This is a genomic window from Rhizobium sp. LjRoot254 (assembly GCF_964254105.1).
Lineage (GTDB): Bacteria > Pseudomonadota > Alphaproteobacteria > Rhizobiales > Rhizobiaceae > Rhizobium_E.
On record NZ_CAXUSM020000001.1, the window covers coordinates 717511 to 734247 of the forward strand.

Sequence of the window (16737 nt, forward strand, 5' to 3'; positions counted from 1 at the left end):
TCGCCTTTTTTATTCCATTATGTGCGCCCGCCCTCAGGCGTTCGCCACCAGCACGTCGCGCAGCTTGCCAACGAGTTCGTCGATATGGCTCTTCTCGATGATCAGCGGCGGCGACAGCGCGATGATGTCGCCCGTGGTGCGGATCAGCAGGCCCTTCTCATAGGCCTTGAGGAAGGCCGAGAAAGCGCGCTTGGTGGGCTCGCCGTCGATCGGCTTCAGCTCGATCGCGCCGATCAGGCCGATGTTGCGGATGTCGATGACATGCGGGCAATCCTTCAGCGAATGCAGGGCCTCTTCCCAGTAGGGGGCCATTTCGGCGCCGCGGGTAAGCAGGCCTTCGTCCTTGTAGGTGTCGAGCGTACCGAGGGCTGCGGCACAGGCGATCGGGTTGCCCGAATAGGTGTAGCCGTGGAAGAACTCGATCATGTGCTCGGGGCCTTGCATGAAGGCGTCATGAATCTCGTCGGTCACGAAGACGGCGCCCATCGGGATCACGCCGTTGGTGAGGCCCTTGGCCATGGTGATCATGTCGGGCTTGACGCCGAAATAATCGGCGGCGAAGGGAGTGCCGAGGCGGCCGAAGCCAGTGATGACTTCGTCGAAGATCAGCAGGATGCCGTGCTTGGTGCAGATTTCGCGCAGCTTCTTGAGGTAGCCCTTGGGCGGCAGGATGACGCCGGTGGAGCCGGCGACCGGCTCGACGATGACGGCCGCGATGGTCGATGCGTCATGCAGGGTTACGATGCGTTCGAGTTCCGACGCGATATCGCCGCCATGCTCGGGCTCGCCCTTGGTGAAGGCGTTCTTGTCGGGGAAATGGGTGTGCGGCATGTGGTCGACGCCGGTGAGAAGCGTGCCGAACATTTTTCTGTTGGCGACGATGCCGCCGACCGAGATGCCGCCGAAATTGACGCCGTGATAGCCGCGTTCGCGGCCGATCAGGCGGAAGCGCGAGCCGTTGCCCTTCACCCGGTGATAGGCGAGCGCGACCTTGAGGGCGGTCTCCACCGATTCCGATCCGGAATTGGTGTAGAGGACGTGGCTCATGCCCTCGGGTGCGATATCGATCAGGCGGTTGGCAAGCTCGAAGGCCTTGGGGTGGCCGAGCTGGAAGGCGGGGGCGTAATCGAGTTCGCCGGCCTGCTGCTGGATGGCTTCGGTGATCTTCGGGCGGCAGTGGCCGGCGTTCACGCACCAGAGGCCGGCGGTGCCATCGAGCACGGTGCGGCCGTCATGGGTCTTGTAATACATGTCCTTCGCGCTGACGAAGAGCCTGGGCTCCTTCTTGAACTGGCGGTTGGCGGTGAAGGGCATCCAGAACGCCCGCATGTCATTGGGCGTCGTGTTCAGGCGGTTTGACATTTCGTTCTCCGGAAAGGGCGCCTTGGTTTCGCTCGCTGCCCGGAAATTCAAGGGTTTGGGCAGGCGTTAGGCGCCGTCGTCATCACCGCGCAAACTACCAAGCGCGCTTGCCGGGTCAAGGGAGGCAAACGAATTTCATAAGAGATCACCGGAATTGATCCATATCGCGCAATCGGACAAGGCCGAGGCAAGGTTTCGGTGCAACTTATGGCTTCGGAGCGCAGCCTCGATTCAGGGCGAATTCATCGGCTGTACTCTGCAATATCGGCGGCAAGCCAGAATAACTCCGTTTCCAAATGACCGTGGAAACGGAGTTTTTTCTTTTGGAGCTCGTCGCGTCAGCGGTCGAGCACGTCGCGGATGTCAACGATCGTGTTGCGCGCGTTCAGCAGATAGAAGCCCTGCGTCGCCAGATGTGTGGGCATGATCCAGCCATCTTCGGCGCCATTCGAGATAATCACCGGCTGGATCTTGAGCGAAGCGCGGAGGCGATCGAGCATTTGCTGCCAGAGTGCGCCGAGGTTCTTCTCTTTGACCACGGGTGCGAAATCGGCACGGGCGGCCGAAAGGATGGAGTAATAGCCGTAGATCTGGCCGAAGGTGAACCAGAACCGGTCATCCGCGCGCGTGTCGAACCAGCCTGCATTGTAGTTCTGCGAGCGCTGGGTCAGGATGCTCGACGTATTGCCGAGGTCATTGGCAATGTTGTCCATGAACTGCAGCAGATTGTCGGTGCGGCCATCGAAGATCGATTGGCAGTTGCCCAACTCCGTATTGAAATCCCTCAGGTTGTTCATCGCAATGTTGAACTGCTTGGACGCGGGATCCCTGATGCTGAAGGGGAAGTTGAAGTACCAGGCCGTCTCATCGTAAAGCGTGGCGGAACGAGCGACCTGCAGTTTCGCGTTGATGCCCGACGTACCGCGCACGCGGGCGAGCCGATCGACAAGCTCCACCGTGGTTCGGCGGACTGCCTGGTTCACGCCGCGCTGAAACGATGCCTTGTTGTCGAGCCAGGGCGTATTGTCCCAATCGATGCCGAAAAGGCCCATCTTGTAGAGCGGCGCCTGGGTGATCCAGCTGTTCTGGTTGACTTCCATGTCGATCAGATCCGCGGTCACCTCGACGATCGCCGATGGCTGGCACTTCTTCGGCGCGGCGGCGTCTTCGCCCGGCAGCGGCGCGCCGGCGGGCAGGGTGCGGGCCGCGAGCTTGTAATCGGCGACGCGATCGGGGTTGAAGCCGTACCAGACCTGCGTCTGGTAGATGAAATGCGCGTAGGCGATGAAAAGCAGGACGACGATCAACCCCACCACGGCCTTTATGATCATGCCGCGCGAGGCATACCAGCGGCCGGCGCTCAGGAAGGGGAATAGGATCCAGGCAATGACATATCCGATGCCGCGTCCGATCGCGCTGAAGATGTTCTGGAAGAACTGGATGATCGGGTCGAGCATATGGTCAATCCTCTTTGATGCCGTACAGGCGGCGGCGGAAGGCGGCCTTGTCAGTGAGATATGTATCCTGCAGCGCCTGCACAACGTGTTCCTGGAATTTGTCCGGGTAGCGCTGGTATGCTTCGTAGAAACCCTGCTTGTCGAAGACGTATAGCGAGACGAAATCGAACGTCTGCATCTGCGAGATCAACTGGTTGACCAGCCATTTGTCGGGATGGTCGGGGTTGGCGCGGACGAGCAGGAAGCGGAAGCGGGCCGCGACATCGGGCATGCGGACCTGGCCGGTCGAGACGATCTGGCGCTGCATCTCGGCCAGGAAAGGATAGACGCCATCCTCGGCGACCGTCCTGGCGTTCATATGCGCCCAGGTCTGCAGCCAGACGCGATCCGCCTTGGCGGGATCGAAGGCGGGATCCTGCTGGCCCGCGAGGCTGAGGAGAGCCATCTCCATGCGGTGTTCGAGCAGACCGGATTCGCGGATCCAGGAGCCTTGCGGCAGTTCGAGCCGCTTGGTGCGGGCGAGGAAGCCATAGATCGTCTCGTAATCCTCGATGTCGATATAGGAAACCTGCCACGGCCGTGCCTTGCGGAAGCCTGGAACATCGGATTTGCAGATGACCGTCGTGCTGCGGTCATCGTGGAAGACGAAGACGCCGCCGAAATGATTGGCCCAGAACGCATCGTGGCGGAAGACGAGCTGGTCGGGAACGAGCGTGTTCTGGCGGATGTCGCCGGTGGTTCTCGTCAGTTCGACCATGCGGTTGAGCATGTCGTTGTCGCGCCAGGCATCGGGCTTGGAGACCAGCATGTCGGATAGCTCGCGGAGCTCGGCGGCCTTGCCGAGAATGTCCTCCGCCGAATAGACCTTGAAATGCACTTCGTTGATCGAGAGCAGGTCCTCGATGTGGTCGACGGTCGCGACGGAATCCTCGATCTCGCCATAGAGCGCGTCCTTGATGGTGACGGCGTTGATGGCGCGCGCATTGGCATTGAAGAATTCGTGCATCAAGGCGGCGGTGTTGGAGAAGCTCGTATGGACGACGGGCAATTGCTCCTGGCCGGGTGTCAGGATGATGAAGCGGCGGTTGACGCGGTTGGGGTCGAGATAATCCCTGTCGCCGAGCTCGGCCGCGATCTGCGGCGAAAAGCCGGTCATGTCGATGTCGAATTCGGTGAGCTGGGTCTCGGGCAGGCCGAAACCCTTGAGCGCCTTGTTGTAACGGGCGATCAGATGCGGCTCGCCCACCGACAGGAGCCGTCCGTAAATCAGTTCTGCTTCGAGGAGGCGTTTCATGCGGCGGCCGATATTCTACCTGTAGATTTCACTGCTGTGTCCAATCTCGATCACGAGAACCACTAGCCTATTGTCCTGGAGGCCGCAAATGGCTCATGCCGCCGCAACTGCCGCGAGACGCCGCAGTTCCTTCATATTCTGTGGCGATTTCGGTTGGAGAATGTCCTCGTCGATCTGCATGACAAGGCTTCGAATGAGATCGGACTTCGTCAGTTTCGACTTTTCGACCATCCGGTCGATCTCGCCGATCAGGCGTGGCGTAACCTTGAGGGACAGCCGACGCTTCGGTGCCTTGCCATCGAAGCGCTGAGCACTCTTTCTAAACTTGTCCTGAAAGTGCTCGCTGGACTGGTCGGTTTCCGCGGCGCGATGAATGTAATAAGCGAGCAGCCGCTTGCGGAACTCTGTCGTGGCTTCGGGATCGATCCGGAAGGCGGCAAGGTCGAGCGCCTCGATGAAGGAAGCGGGCAGGCTGACCTCTACGGATTTTACAGCCGTTTCTCGTGCCGCCTTGATTGCTGGCGTGGATTGAGCAGGCGTGGCGACCACCTCGTCGCAAGTGTCGCAGACGAGCGCAAGTATATTCTTCACAACACCCTTGCCATCACTGAAAGGCACGTCCCGGTATTGAAAAGTGGCATCGACAACACCGTGGCAGTGGTCGCAAATGGCTTTGCTCTTTTCGCCCGCGCGGTACAGTTTCATATGAGTTTCCTATCTGTGGACGCTGACGAACATGGTGTGCGGATCAACGAAGTAGAATTTGATGTACCAACCATCTCGTTTCAGGACGTGAACCATTACCTGCGGCGCTGAATGATGCGGCGAGCAGGAATGATGCGTTCCGTTACAGCGCTGGATCACCGCAGCGACTTCCTCGACGGACACGTGACCCAGTTGCAATAAGTTCTTTACGTCAATGGCCTTTCGCTCGGCATGCTGAAAATTGCCCTCGGCAAGCGCCTTGAGCACCTTCAACCTCGCTTCCTTGAAGCCATCCGCCCTCTTCATCTAGTACGAAGATCCTCGTAAATCAAGTGGCGCTCCACCTTCCATCCTTGCGCATCTCCTCGATCTCCTTGATCGCCTTCTCGCGCTGGCGTTCGCGGCGGATGATGTCGTTGATCGCGGCGTCGTCGGATTTGTCGGTGTAGCGGAATTCGCTATCGGCGTAGCGGTTGATTTCCTGGAGGATCATGGGAAGCGTGATCGGGCCGCGCAGATGCTCGATCATGGCTTTTTTCTCGTCATAGGACTTGTGCATGAAGTTTTCCGGCTTCTCGAACCACTGGTCAGGGAGCTCGACATCCATGGCGCGCATCTTGACCGCGTCGGTGATGTTCTTGACAGCGCGGCCGGTGAAGCGGGGTTCGGCGAGGCGGATCATGTGGAGGTAGGTGCCGACATCGGCGATGGTTTTCAGACCCCCTTTTTCCTTCTCGAACTTCTCCCAGACGGCGGCGAGGCCTTCCTCGTGCGGCTTGGCATGCGCCTGGTAGGTTTCGGAGACGGCCTTCTTGATCTCCTGGTTGGCATAGAGCTGGTGCTCGCCGAGCGGGATCGTGTGGTTCTTGCCGGCGAGCAGGGCGAAGATATCGATATAGTCCTCGCGGGTCTGCGGACCGTCGACAAGCCAGCGGGCGCCGGCACGCTGGCGGAGCGCATCGTCGACATTTTCCGGGTAGTTGGAGAGCATGCCGAACGTGCAATTGCCGCGCACCACGGTCGAGGCGCCGGCGAAGCTCTCCATCAGCACGGCCGTGACTTCCTGTTGGCCGGCGGAGGCGCGGTCGTCGGAGCGTTTGGCGGCGACCTGGTCGACGTCGTCGATCGTGCCGAAGCCGATCGCCTTGGGGTTCATCACGTTGTTGATGAAGTCCTTGCAGTTCTGGCCCGACTTGCCCTGGTAGGAGGAAATCTGGTCGACGCCGAAATTCTCGTAGTGGAAGGCGTAGCCGGCGATTTCGCAATAGTTGTTCATCAGGCCGGCAATCATCTGGATCAGCGTGGTCTTGCCGGTGCCGGGCATGCCGTCGCCGATGAAGGTGAACAGGAAACCGCCGAGTTCGACGAAGGGGTTCATCTGTCTCTGGAAGTCGTAGGCCATGATCATCTTGGCGAGCTTCATGGACTGGTATTTGGCGATGTGGTTGCCGACGACCTCTTCAGGCTTCTTGAAGGTCATGACCAGGGGTTTACGCTTCGTACCCGGCGTCACGTCGAAGCCGTTTAGGTCGAAATCGTCCTGCTCGATACGGATATGGACGTTTTCGAAGGCCGCGAGGCCGGTGAAGCGCGCCTTACGCGAAATAAGCCCCTCGGTGGCAACGCGGGCGAAAGCGCGGGCGCGGCTGATCATGGCAGTATCGTCCGGGGAGCCCGCGATCGCGCGTTCGAGGCCGGCGACCATGGATTTGGCGGCATCCTGCGGGGTATCGAAGAGAAAATCGGGTTCCGCAACATCCTCGGCAGGTTCGCCCTCGCCGGGGAGCGTGGTGGTGAGGTAGGCCGCGAAGGTGAACGCGGTGATGTAGGCGGCGGCCGAGAGCAGCGCTTTGAAATTATCTGCGTCGGGGCCTTGTAGCGGCGCGGTTGTGTTGCGGGCCTGGAGGCCTTCGAGATTGGTCTGGCGCGAGAAGACATCGGCGACGGCCAGGCCCACCATCACGCCACGCCGGGCGCGGAAGAGCAGCGTGTGCTGGTTCGGCGAGAGCATCTGGTCGGCCGCGCGGACCGACTGGATGGCGCGGGCGAGTTCGACCTCGCGGGTGCGGCGGGTGCCGCCGGTCGAGACGGTGGAGACGAAGCGGCGGTTGGTGCCGGCAAGCGCCGTGCCCGACGTGCCGGAATCGTTTTCCAGCATCACCACCTTGGTGACGAAGCTCTGGGCGATGGCGAGGTGCTTGGTGATGTCGTCTTCGGGGATGGCGGTCAGGCCGGTGTTCAGGGACATGGGGGTCTTCCTTTTCGGCAGTCAAACTGGCTCTTCGCGTGGGGAGGTTAACCCCTCACCAAGCGCGCCCAGACACTCGACCTTTGGTCTCGTGCGGGCTTGCTATCCTCTCCCACAAGGGGAGAGGTAAAATCCGTGGCACCGTTCCGCCCAAAGTGAAGGTCGGGCTTGTGGCACTCTACCTCTCCCCTTGTGGGAGAGGATACGCAGGCCGGGCGAGCTTGCGAGCCCTTGGCCGAAGTTGGTGAGGGGTGAATCCCACACCAAAATTACACCTCGCTCGTCACCTGGTTGCCCGAGATCACATGCACTTTATAACCGGCGAAAATCGTGTCGGCTTCGTTGGAGGCGTAAAGCGCGGTATAGGCTTCGTGCGGCACCAGCGCGTGTTTCTCGAAGGCCGAGACGCCCATGCGGGAGGCTTCCATGTTGGTGGTGTCGATATGGAATTCCTGGCTCGCCTTGGTCGAGGAGAAGAAGCCCTTCACTTCAGGCTTTTCGCGCGTCGAGAAGACTTCCTGCACGGTCCAGGTGAGCAGCCAGGCATTCTCTTGTCTCTTCACGCGCGACAGGATGCCGTTGATCACCGCGTTGTTCTCGGTGATGCCGGCGGAATAGAAGGGGCCGATGACGATGCGGCGCATCTGCTTGGGATGCAGTGTTTCGAAATCCTTGTCCATGTTGGTGACGATCGTCACCGGCGACAGTGCGAAGCCCGAATTGCGGATCACGAAATCGTCGAAGCGGGCGGCGAGTTCGGGATTGAGCAGGCCGCCGACCGGCAGCGGGATATCGAGATCGCTATTGAGCTTGCCGTCGCGGGTGACCAGCATGCGGCCCATGTTCTCGGAGGAATCCTCGATCTTGGCGATGTAGATCATCGGCAACGTCTGGCTGCCGTCGAAAGCCGCCCAGTTGACGACGATCGAGGGGCGGCCACTATCGGGACTGACCGATATACCCGATGTCTCTGGCAGGATGACGGGGGAGAACACCTCGCCCTTGACCACTTCCTCGAGATAGAGCCGCTCGGCCATGCGACCTTGGAGTGCCTCAGGGAAAGCCTTGTTGCGCAGGATGAAATCGACCATCTCGGCGCGCAGCTTGTTGCCGTCGGGGATGCCCGACAGGCGTTCCGGCGCGGTCTTGCGGTCGTTTTCGAGTTCGAGCACGTTCTGGTAGATCGGAAAGCCGGATTCGGCGCGCGAGATCTTGAAGCGATCCATGAAGCCGGTCTTGTTTTCCCAGCATCCGAGCGAGGTCTTGAGCCGCTCGACATATTTCATGATCAGCGTCGCCGTCAGGTCCTTGATCGCCTGGCCGCGGTTCAGGTCATCGAGATAGATCTCCATGCCCTGGAAGGCCGCGCGGACGGTCGAGAAATATTGCTGGACTGCGGGTTCCACTGGGCGCATCGACCGGCTCTCTTTACTTGACGCCGATGAAGGGCAGGGCCGATCCCGGCACCATGGTCGAGGGAAGCGCGCCGTTCCATTTTTCGGCGGCCGTCAGGTTGATGAGCGAGGGGTTGTCGCGGAGTGCCGCGCCCTTGGCGCGGATCGCGTCGGCTTCAGCGTCACCTGCGAGGCGAGTGGCGGCGGCGTTGGCTTCGGCTTCGGCGCGAACGGCGTCGGCGCGGGCATTGGCCTGGGTGACGGTGATCTGCGCCTGCACCTTTTCGCGCTCGGCGTTCTGCTGCAGCTTCTGGACCTCGACTTCCGCCAGCATGCGGTTTTCGATCGACTGCTCGTAAGCGTCGGAGAAATCGATATTCTCGATCTGCACGCTTTCGATCACCACCGGGCCGACGATGAACTTGCGGATTGCGTCCTCCGTCTCGGCGTTCAGCTTGGCGCGGTCCTGTATCGCGGTCACGGCGTTGAAGCGGCCGAAGACGTTCTTCAACTGCTCGAACAGGCGGCGGTCGATGAGGCGGTTGACGATGCCCTCCTCGCCACCATATTCGGCATAGATCTTGTCGACCTGGTCAGCCGGCAGGCGATAGTTCACCGAGATCGTGATGTTCGCGGGCTGCTGGTCGCGGGAATAGGTATTGACGTCGTCATAGACCTTGGCGCGGCTCTGGACGGAGATCTTCACGACGCTGTCGATCATCGGCAGCTTGAAGCCGAGGCCGGGCTCGGCCGTGCCGACGACCGCGCCGTAGCGCAGGATCACGCCGCGCTCGCCCTGGTCGATCGTGTAGAAGCTGCCGCCGAAGATGATCAGCGCCACGATGCCGATGACGATTGCGATTGCCGCCGTTCTCAGGAAGCCTCGCCTGGGTGCCGGTGCCGCTGCTTCAGCCATTCAAATCTCTCCCACAGGTCCGCTGGCGGCCGGCATGACCGGCCACCAGGCAAGGAACCAAACTGTTTTTCGTTACTGCTTCACGTAGTTCGCGGAATTGTGCTTGTCGAGCACCGTCTGGAAGCGGCGGGCGAAAGCATCGTCGGCGAGCTTCTTGCGGCGCTGGATGTCCTGGGTCGACAACATGTTCTTCTCGTGCATTTCGAGCAGGTCGCCGATGTGCTTCTGGGCTGCCGCGCCGATGCCGGCCATGGTTTCCTCCGCGGCGGTATCGACTTGGCTGCCGAGCGTGTTGATCTTGTGGGCGACATCCTGCTGGGCGGCGGTCTTCAACGAATCCTCGAGCGCCTTGTAGAGCACGATGCGCTGCTCGGTATCGATCGTCAGCTTGTTGATCAGCGTGTTCTGGGCCGCCAACTGGTTGTTGAGCGAATCGACGAAGGTCTGGAACATCGAGGTGTAGCGTTCCAGCGTCTGGCTCTCGGCGAGCAGTTCCTGCTCCTTGGCCTGCATCTGGTTGTATTCGGTGGCGAGCTTCGAGCGCTCGGCCTCGAGATCCTGACGGGCGACCTGATCGGTGGTGGCCGCGATCTTGTTTTCGATATCCATCAATAGCGGGTTGATTTCCTCGATCCGCTTCTGCACGGCTTCGAGATTGGTGATGGTGTTCTTGCGGCGCTGGATGACCTGCACGAGGTTGGTCTCGGAGGACTTATAGCGCTGTTCGAGGACGGATTTTTGCTCCTTCAGCATGCCGACGATCGAATCGGATTTGGCAAGCAGTTCCTGCAGGTTGCCGGCGAGCGACATGTTGCGGACGCGCTCGGTGCGCATGCGCTGGGCCGACTGCTTGGAGAAGATGCCGATGAAGCTTTCCCAGCCGGTCTGGCTCTTCATGCTCTCGAATTCGGAGCCGAAGACGTTGGTCGCGTCTTCCAGGCCGATGATCAGGTCGGCGATATTGCCTTCCATGACCTTCTGCTGGTTGATCACATCCTGGATGCGGGCGTTCTCGATATCGAAATTGACGTCGCCGATCTTGGCGTCCGCCTTGGCGAACTGGTCGAGCACGCCGGTCGAAGCATCGAGCTTGCCGCGCATGTCGTTGACGATCGTCTGGGTTTTCTGGATTTCCGCATCGAAGGATTGAAGTGTGGCCATGGTGTCCCCCTTGTGTCCGCTGGCGGGCGGAACGGTTGAGATAAATTGGTCGAGCGCGACATTACCTTTTTTTGGTTGCTTTGAAACCTTAAAGCGCGGCGCGGTCCCGACCTGCCAATACAATAGATTGGTGTCGGCTGTCTGACGCACAAGTGGCGGATAATATTCGAGACTATTTGCACGTTTACTGCGCCGCAGCAGGATCCTTGATGTAGGCGATGACATTGGCGATGTCTTCCGGCGTCTTCAGGCCGGGAAAGGCCATTCTTGTTCCGGGCACCAAGTCGCGGGGTGCCGCGAGATATTCCGTGAGCGTCGCTTCGTCCCATACCTTGCCGGCGCCGAATGCCGTCATGGCCTCGGAATAGCGGAAGTTCTCTGATGTTGCGACCGGACGTCCGATGAGGTTCATCAGCGACGGGCCGACCCGGTTGCCGGGGTTCGTCGCGCTATGACAGCTCTGGCATTTGCGGAACACCACGGCGCCCGCGCTCGCATCGCCTGCCTGGGCGGCGCCTGCCGCGGAGATGATTGCGGCGCTCAACAGGATGGCTTGCAATTTCATTGTCGGATCCTCGGAATGGTCGCTCTTGCTCTCTCGTGATCGAGATCAAAAGACGGCTGAAAAGACAAGATTATTTTGCGGAATGCAGCCTGGATGTTCCACATCATCGATACTTAGCCGGCAAGGGATACAGTTCTGGCTGGCATAATTGGCCGGTTGTTCAGGCCACGGTTTTGTCTTTCCATCTCCGCTGCAAATCCCAAAACGTCACATCAAGGTCGCTAATGCGCAGATTGGCGGCGTCTATCCGCTTGAATTTAACTTTCAATGGTGATTGGCTAACGACATAAAAACAACCGGGAGAACAAATATGAACAAACTGCTTTCCACGACTATCCTCGCCTTCGGCTTTTCGGTGACCGCATTGGCCGGCGCGTCGTTCGCTGCCGAGCCCGAAAGCTGCGGCACGGTGCGTTTCGCCGATGTGGGCTGGTCCGACATTGCCGCGACGACCGGCACCACATCCGTCGTCCTCAAGGCGCTCGGCTACGAGACCGACATCAAGGTCCTCTCCATTCCCGTCACCATGCAGTCGATGAAGAACAAGGACATCGACGTCTTCCTCGGCAACTGGATGCCGACGATGGAAGCCGACCTCAAGCCATACCGCGACGACAAGTCGGTGGAAGTGCTCGGCGCCAATCTCGAAGGCGCGAAATACACGCTCGCTACCAACGAAGCCGGCGCCAAGCTTGGCATCAAGGATTTCGCCGACATCGCCAAGAACAAGGATGCGCTGGAAAACAAAGTCTACGGCATCGAGCCCGGCAACGACGGCAACCGCCTGATCCTCGGCATGATCGAGGGCGACAAGTTCGGCCTCAAGGGCACTGAACTGGTCGAATCCTCCGAGCAGGGCATGCTGTCGCAGGTCGCCAAGCTCGACAAGGACGGCAAGCCGATCGTCTTCCTCGGCTGGGCGCCGCATCCGATGAACGCCAACTTCAAGCTGACCTACCTCACGGGCGGCGACGACGTGTTCGGCCCGAACTTCGGAGGTGCTACCGTCTATACCAATGTGCGGGCGGGCTACACGTCCGAATGCAGCAATGTCGGCACATTCCTCAAGAACCTGAAGTTCACGCTTCCGATGGAAAACGAGATCATGGCGAAGATCCTCGATGGCGGCATGGAGCCGGAAGCTGCGGCTACCGAGTGGCTGACCGCCAATCCGGGTGCATTCGAGCCCTGGCTCGCAGGCGTGACCACCAAGGATGGTGGCGACGCCACCGCCGCGGTCAAGAGCGCCTTGGGCCTCTGATAGCAGATAAAGGAGCGGCCAAAGAGCCGCTCCTTCTTTCTTGGCGGATGCCGCTAGGGCCTCGGGGGAATGCATGAACTGGCTGACACAATACAAGATACCGATCGGCAATGGAGCGAAGGCGGTGGTCGACTGGCTGACCGCCAATCTCGCGGTGATGTTCGACTTCATCGCAACCGTGCTGAGCGCCATCATCAGCGCGATGCTCTATGTATTGCAGGGGCCGTTCTTGAAAGGCACCGGTCTCGAAACCTTTTATCCGGGTTTGATGATCCTCGTCTTCACCGCCATTGCCTGGTTCATGCGGCGTTCGGCGGGTGTCACGGTCTTCACGCTGCTTGGCCTTCTGCTGATCTATAACCAGGGCTACTGGAAGGAAACGATGGAGACGCTGGCGCTGGTGCTGGCGGCGACCGCCGTCTCCATGGCCGTGGGCGTTCCGATCGGCATCGCCGCCGCGCGCCGGCCCTGGCTCTACGCCATCCTGCGCCCCATTCTCGACCTGATGCAGACGATCCCGACCTTCGTCTACCTGATCCCGGCGCTCATTCTCTTCGGCCTCGGCATGGTGCCGGGCCTGATTGCGACGGTGATCTTCGCCATCCCCGCGCCAATCCGGCTCACCCGGCTCGGCATCATCTCGACACCGCCCTCGCTGGTGGAGGCGGCGGAAGCCTTCGGCGCCACAAAAACCCAGGTGCTGACCAAGGTGGAACTGCCCTTCGCCCAGCCGCAGATCATGGCCGGCTTGACCCAGTGTATCATGCTGTCGCTGTCGATGGTGGTCATTGCGGCGCTCGTCGGCGCGCCGGGGCTCGGTGTTCCAGTGCTGCGCGCGCTGAACTCGGTGCAGATCGCCAAGGGCTTCGATTCCGGCTTCTGCATCGTCATCCTCGCGATCATCCTCGACCGCGTCTTCCGCTCCTCCGACGAGAAGGTGTCCTGATGACCGCGGTTCACTTCGACAACGTTTCCATCGTCTTCGGCAACGCGCCCGAGCGCGCGCTCAAGATGGCCGACGAGGGCAAGACGCGCGACGAGATCAGTGCCGCGACGGGCCTCGTGCTCGGCGTGGCCAATGCCACGCTCGATATCGAGGAAGGCGAAATCCTCGTCCTCATGGGGCTTTCGGGCTCCGGCAAATCGACGCTGCTGCGTGCGGTCAACGCGCTGGCGCCCGTCGTGCGCGGCGAGGTGAAGGTGTTCTCCGGTGGCGGCACCACCAATCCCTACAAATGCCCGCCGCAGAAGCTGCGGGATCTCCGCATGCACACGGTCTCCATGGTATTCCAGCAGTTCGCGCTGCTGCCGTGGCGGACTGTGGAGGAGAATGTCGGCTTCGGCCTCGAGCTTGCCGGCGTGCCGGAGGACGAGCGCAAGAGGCGGGTCGGCGAGCAGCTAGAACTGGTCAATCTGGCGAAATGGTCGAGCCGCAAGGTGCAGGAACTCTCGGGCGGCATGCAGCAGCGCGTGGGCCTGGCGCGTGCGTTTGCGACCGGGGCGCCAATCCTGTTGATGGACGAGCCGTTCTCGGCACTCGATCCGCTGATCCGTACCCGTCTGCAGGACGAGCTGCTTGAATTCCAGCGCCGACTGAAGAAGACGATCCTGTTCGTCAGTCACGATCTCGACGAAGCGTTCCGCATCGGCAACCGCATCGCCATCATGGAAGGCGGGCATATCATTCAGTGCGGCACGCCACAGGAGATCGTCCGCAATCCGATTAATCAATATGTCGCCGATTTCGTGCAGAACATGAACCCGATCAACATGCTGACGGCTCAGGACGTGATGCGCAAGACGGCATCGCCGAGCGAGACGGTTTCCGGGACGGCGACCCCGACCGCGCGCCTCGTCGATGTGCTCGACGCCATGACGCGGCAGCCGGGCGTGGTCGGCGTCGTCGACAATGGCGCGATCGTCGGCGTGATCTCGGCGCAGGATGTGGTGACCGGACTGACGCGTCACCGCAGGGTCTGAGCGCGATGGCCGGGGACGTGGCGGCTGGCGGCTCCGAGGCGGAGAAGCCGTCCGTCATCCGGCCGACCGACGCCGATTCCATAAAGCTGGCCCGGAGGCTCGTCCGCGAGGCGCGCTTCGGCGCGATCGGCGTGCTGGAACCGGAGACGGGTCATCCCTTCGCGAGCCGCGTGCTCGTCGGCACGGATTTCGACGGCGTGCCCGTCATACTGGCCTCGATGCTGACCACGCATATGAAGGCGATCATTGCCGATCCGCGTTGCTCGCTGCTCCTTGGCGAGCCGGGCAGGGGAGACCCGCTGGCCTGGCCGCGCGTGACCCTTCTTTGCATAGCCGAACGGATCGAGCTGGACGGCGAATCGGACGAGCGCATCCGCGCGCGTTTCCTCAAGCGGCATCCCAAAGCAAAGCTCTATGCCTCATTTCGGGACTTCTCCTTCTTCAGGCTTGTGCCAAAACGGGTCAGTCTGAATGCCGGCTTCGGCCGGGCCTATAATATTTCGGGGGACGAATTAATAATTGATTCACCGTTCAATCTCGAGTTATGCACGCAGGAAGGGCACTTTGTTGCGATAATCGAAAAACTCGGTTGCAATGTTCCCGATTTGCTGGCGAAGCATTATTTTAGAGAAAAAACAGGCAATTGGTATATCAGCGGCATCGACGCGGATGGGGTCGATCTCGCGCGGAAAGAGACGATTCACCGGTTGGAGTTTGTAAATCGCGTTACCGATTCAAACGGCTTGATTGCAGAATATTCAAAATTACTAATAGAACCGACTAAAAATTAGCGATGTACAAATTCAAATCCTGATTTATATGTTTTTTCCGTTCGATTTCAAACCGCTTGCTGCTTTTGACTGAGCGGTTACTCAATATAAAAACGAAAGTACCTTGTTATGAAAATGAGAAAGCTTTCAGAGCATTCGGGTTCCGCGGCTGCTCTGCTGTCCGCCATGGCAAACCCGAAGCGGCTTTTGATTCTCTGCAATCTCGTCAACGGCGAAGTGCCGGTCGGCGTGCTGGCCACGCAGGTCGGTCTCAGCCAGTCCGCTCTGTCGCAGCATCTTTCCAAGCTGCGTGCGCAGAAGCTGGTCAAGACGCGCCGCGATGCGCAGACCATCTATTATTCCAGCAATGCCAGCCAGGTGCTGACGCTGCTCGATGCCTTGGAAAGCATCTATGTTGGTGCTGCCGAGAACAAGTCGGCCGCTTGATCGGCCGCTGATCGACAATGTTGCGCCTGATATGAAAAGCGTCGGATGAAACCGGCGCTTTTTTGCATGGATTCCTTCTTTTCATCATGTTCTCGACGAGTGTTGCGTTCCCGCACTTGCGGCCAATTTCAGGTGACTCTAATCCTTTAAAACGGTTCGAAACGCGGTGGTGCGGCAAAGTTTGGCAATGACAGGGGCAGGACGTCGGTCTATCCTGGCGATGGCGGTGACTATCGCCGCGATGACGCTTGCCTTGGCGCTTGCTGTGCCGACGGACGCGGCGAGCCGCAAGCAGACCGTGGAAAAGGCCGTCAATCCGCTCGATCAGCCGATGGTTTTCTCGATCGTGCGCTCGGCCGCTGGTTTCTGCGAGCCGAGTTGCCCCGAATGGATCTATGCCGAAGGCCAGATCGTCGGCGCGTCGCCCGCGGCATTCAAGAAAATCCTCAAGAAGGCCGGCGACCGGAAGCTGCCGCTGCTCATCGTCTCGCCCGGCGGCAATGTGACGGCGGCGCTCGAGATGGGCCGCATCATCCGCAAGCGCGGCATGAATGTCGAGGTGAGCGCAACCCGGTTCATTTCCTGCTCGCCGCGTGACGACAAATGCACGCCGGACGGCCCGCTGAAAGGCGAGTATCGGGGCATGGCATTTTCAGCCGGCGCGTTCTGCTGGTCGGCCTGTCCGCTGATACTCGCGGCCGGCGAACGCCGCATTTCCAGCCAGTGGTCGCATACCGGCGTACACCAGATCACCACGGTCTATGCCCGCGAGCGCGTGTATTTCAAGGAGAAGTATCGCGTCGTCAACGGCAAGAAGAAGGTGATCAGCCGCAAGGTCGTCAGCCGCAAGAAAGCGGGAACCCAGAGCAGCACCAAGCTGCCGAAGAAGACCCGCAAGGCGCTGCTCGCCTATTTCAAGGAAATGGGGATCGAAAACCGGATCCTCGACGCGATGCTCTCGACGCCACCCGACCAGATCCGCCGGCTGGAGCCGGTGGAAATGCTGGGTCTCAAGCTGATCACCGAGATGTCGCCATCGGATGTGCTTGCCAATCCCAGCATCTGCGCGGCACGCGCGGTGCCGGAAAACTGCATCATGCGCAATCCGGAGCCGCTGACGGATATCAAGCCGCAGGGCGAGCCCGGCAAGCCGGCCTGATTGGTCCGGGATAAGCCG

Annotated in this window: 16 protein-coding genes; 6 read left to right on the plus strand and 10 right to left on the minus strand. The window is 60.3% G+C overall.

Translation table 11 applies throughout. From position 1 onward, the window contains the following. Positions 1 to 33 precede the first annotated feature (33 nt). The 10 genes from ACSQ26_RS03625 to ACSQ26_RS03670 all read right to left on the minus strand — a co-directional run bounded on the left by ACSQ26_RS03625 (position 34) and on the right by ACSQ26_RS03670 (position 11102). The gene (locus ACSQ26_RS03625) at positions 34 to 1362 is read right to left on the minus strand and encodes an aspartate aminotransferase family protein (RefSeq protein WP_436006366.1); all 1329 of its coding nucleotides are present in this window, start codon (positions 1360 to 1362) and stop codon (positions 34 to 36) included. Positions 1363 to 1700: 338 nt separating this feature from the next. Further along, on the minus strand, positions 1701 to 2819 hold the full coding sequence (locus ACSQ26_RS03630; protein WP_436006368.1) for a DUF2333 family protein: 1119 nt from the start codon (positions 2817 to 2819) through the stop codon (positions 1701 to 1703). Between the two features lie 4 nt (positions 2820 to 2823). Beyond that, entirely contained in the window at positions 2824 to 4113 is a 1290-nt protein-coding gene (locus tag ACSQ26_RS03635) for a DUF6638 family protein (RefSeq protein ID WP_436006370.1), read from the minus strand. 93 nt (positions 4114 to 4206) lie between these two features. Then, positions 4207 to 4818 carry a hypothetical protein gene (locus ACSQ26_RS03640; protein ID WP_436006372.1) on the minus strand — a complete coding sequence of 204 codons (612 nt, stop codon included), beginning with the start codon at positions 4816 to 4818 and terminating at the stop codon, positions 4207 to 4209. A 9-nt stretch (positions 4819 to 4827) separates the two neighbouring features. Further along, the gene (locus ACSQ26_RS03645) at positions 4828 to 5124 is read right to left on the minus strand and encodes a hypothetical protein (protein WP_436006374.1); all 297 of its coding nucleotides are present in this window, start codon (positions 5122 to 5124) and stop codon (positions 4828 to 4830) included. 22 nt (positions 5125 to 5146) lie between these two features. Then, positions 5147 to 7066 carry an ATP-binding protein gene (locus tag ACSQ26_RS03650; protein ID WP_436006376.1) on the minus strand — a complete coding sequence of 640 codons (1920 nt, stop codon included), beginning with the start codon at positions 7064 to 7066 and terminating at the stop codon, positions 5147 to 5149. A 269-nt stretch (positions 7067 to 7335) separates the two neighbouring features. Beyond that, positions 7336 to 8481: a hypothetical protein gene (locus ACSQ26_RS03655; protein ID WP_436006378.1), complete on the minus strand. Its 1146-nt coding sequence runs from the start codon at positions 8479 to 8481 to the stop codon at positions 7336 to 7338. 13 nt (positions 8482 to 8494) lie between these two features. Further along, on the minus strand, positions 8495 to 9376 hold the full coding sequence (locus ACSQ26_RS03660; RefSeq protein WP_436006380.1) for a prohibitin family protein: 882 nt from the start codon (positions 9374 to 9376) through the stop codon (positions 8495 to 8497). A gap of 72 nt (positions 9377 to 9448) precedes the next feature. Continuing rightward, the gene (locus tag ACSQ26_RS03665; RefSeq protein ID WP_436006382.1) at positions 9449 to 10537 is read right to left on the minus strand and encodes a hypothetical protein; all 1089 of its coding nucleotides are present in this window, start codon (positions 10535 to 10537) and stop codon (positions 9449 to 9451) included. Between the two features lie 184 nt (positions 10538 to 10721). After that, positions 10722 to 11102, minus strand: a complete 381-nt coding sequence (locus ACSQ26_RS03670; RefSeq protein ID WP_436006384.1) for a c-type cytochrome — start codon at positions 11100 to 11102, stop codon at positions 10722 to 10724. A 310-nt stretch (positions 11103 to 11412) separates the two neighbouring features. On the opposite strand from ACSQ26_RS03670, the gene ACSQ26_RS03675 reads away from it, so the two are divergent. The 6 genes from ACSQ26_RS03675 to ACSQ26_RS03700 all read left to right on the plus strand — a co-directional run bounded on the left by ACSQ26_RS03675 (position 11413) and on the right by ACSQ26_RS03700 (position 16719). Further along, entirely contained in the window at positions 11413 to 12363 is a 951-nt protein-coding gene (locus ACSQ26_RS03675; RefSeq protein WP_436006386.1) for a choline ABC transporter substrate-binding protein, read from the plus strand. Between the two features lie 73 nt (positions 12364 to 12436). Then, complete coding sequence (choW, locus tag ACSQ26_RS03680; protein WP_258157852.1) at positions 12437 to 13309, plus strand: choline ABC transporter permease subunit; 873 nt, start codon at positions 12437 to 12439, stop codon at positions 13307 to 13309. Beyond that, positions 13309 to 14343 carry a choline ABC transporter ATP-binding protein gene (gene choV / locus ACSQ26_RS03685; protein WP_436006388.1) on the plus strand — a complete coding sequence of 345 codons (1035 nt, stop codon included), beginning with the start codon at positions 13309 to 13311 and terminating at the stop codon, positions 14341 to 14343. Before choW ends, choV begins: the two co-directional genes overlap by 1 nt. 5 nt (positions 14344 to 14348) lie before the next feature. Then, a complete protein-coding gene (locus ACSQ26_RS03690; protein ID WP_436006390.1) occupies positions 14349 to 15134 on the plus strand; it encodes a HugZ family protein in 786 nt (261 codons plus the stop codon). A gap of 108 nt (positions 15135 to 15242) precedes the next feature. Then, positions 15243 to 15560, plus strand: coding sequence for an ArsR/SmtB family transcription factor (locus ACSQ26_RS03695; RefSeq protein WP_436006392.1), 318 nt, complete (start codon positions 15243 to 15245; stop codon positions 15558 to 15560). A gap of 226 nt (positions 15561 to 15786) precedes the next feature. After that, entirely contained in the window at positions 15787 to 16719 is a 933-nt protein-coding gene (locus tag ACSQ26_RS03700; RefSeq protein ID WP_436006394.1) for a hypothetical protein, read from the plus strand. Positions 16720 to 16737 lie beyond the last annotated feature (18 nt).

Coding starts and splice junctions, on each gene's coding strand:
- ACSQ26_RS03625 (WP_436006366.1), bottom strand. CDS start 1,362: ATGTCAAACCGCCTGAACACGACGCCCAATGACATGCGGGCGTTCTGG.
- ACSQ26_RS03630 (WP_436006368.1), bottom strand. CDS start 2,819: ATGCTCGACCCGATCATCCAGTTCTTCCAGAACATCTTCAGCGCGATC.
- ACSQ26_RS03635 (WP_436006370.1), bottom strand. CDS start 4,113: ATGAAACGCCTCCTCGAAGCAGAACTGATTTACGGACGGCTCCTGTCG.
- ACSQ26_RS03640 (WP_436006372.1), bottom strand. CDS start 4,818: ATGAAACTGTACCGCGCGGGCGAAAAGAGCAAAGCCATTTGCGACCAC.
- ACSQ26_RS03645 (WP_436006374.1), bottom strand. CDS start 5,124: ATGAAGAGGGCGGATGGCTTCAAGGAAGCGAGGTTGAAGGTGCTCAAG.
- ACSQ26_RS03650 (WP_436006376.1), bottom strand. CDS start 7,066: ATGTCCCTGAACACCGGCCTGACCGCCATCCCCGAAGACGACATCACC.
- ACSQ26_RS03655 (WP_436006378.1), bottom strand. CDS start 8,481: ATGCGCCCAGTGGAACCCGCAGTCCAGCAATATTTCTCGACCGTCCGC.
- ACSQ26_RS03660 (WP_436006380.1), bottom strand. CDS start 9,376: ATGGCTGAAGCAGCGGCACCGGCACCCAGGCGAGGCTTCCTGAGAACG.
- ACSQ26_RS03665 (WP_436006382.1), bottom strand. CDS start 10,537: ATGGCCACACTTCAATCCTTCGATGCGGAAATCCAGAAAACCCAGACG.
- ACSQ26_RS03670 (WP_436006384.1), bottom strand. CDS start 11,102: ATGAAATTGCAAGCCATCCTGTTGAGCGCCGCAATCATCTCCGCGGCA.
- ACSQ26_RS03675 (WP_436006386.1), top strand. CDS start 11,413: ATGAACAAACTGCTTTCCACGACTATCCTCGCCTTCGGCTTTTCGGTG.
- choW (WP_258157852.1), top strand. CDS start 12,437: ATGAACTGGCTGACACAATACAAGATACCGATCGGCAATGGAGCGAAG.
- choV (WP_436006388.1), top strand. CDS start 13,309: ATGACCGCGGTTCACTTCGACAACGTTTCCATCGTCTTCGGCAACGCG.
- ACSQ26_RS03690 (WP_436006390.1), top strand. CDS start 14,349: ATGGCCGGGGACGTGGCGGCTGGCGGCTCCGAGGCGGAGAAGCCGTCC.
- ACSQ26_RS03695 (WP_436006392.1), top strand. CDS start 15,243: ATGAAAATGAGAAAGCTTTCAGAGCATTCGGGTTCCGCGGCTGCTCTG.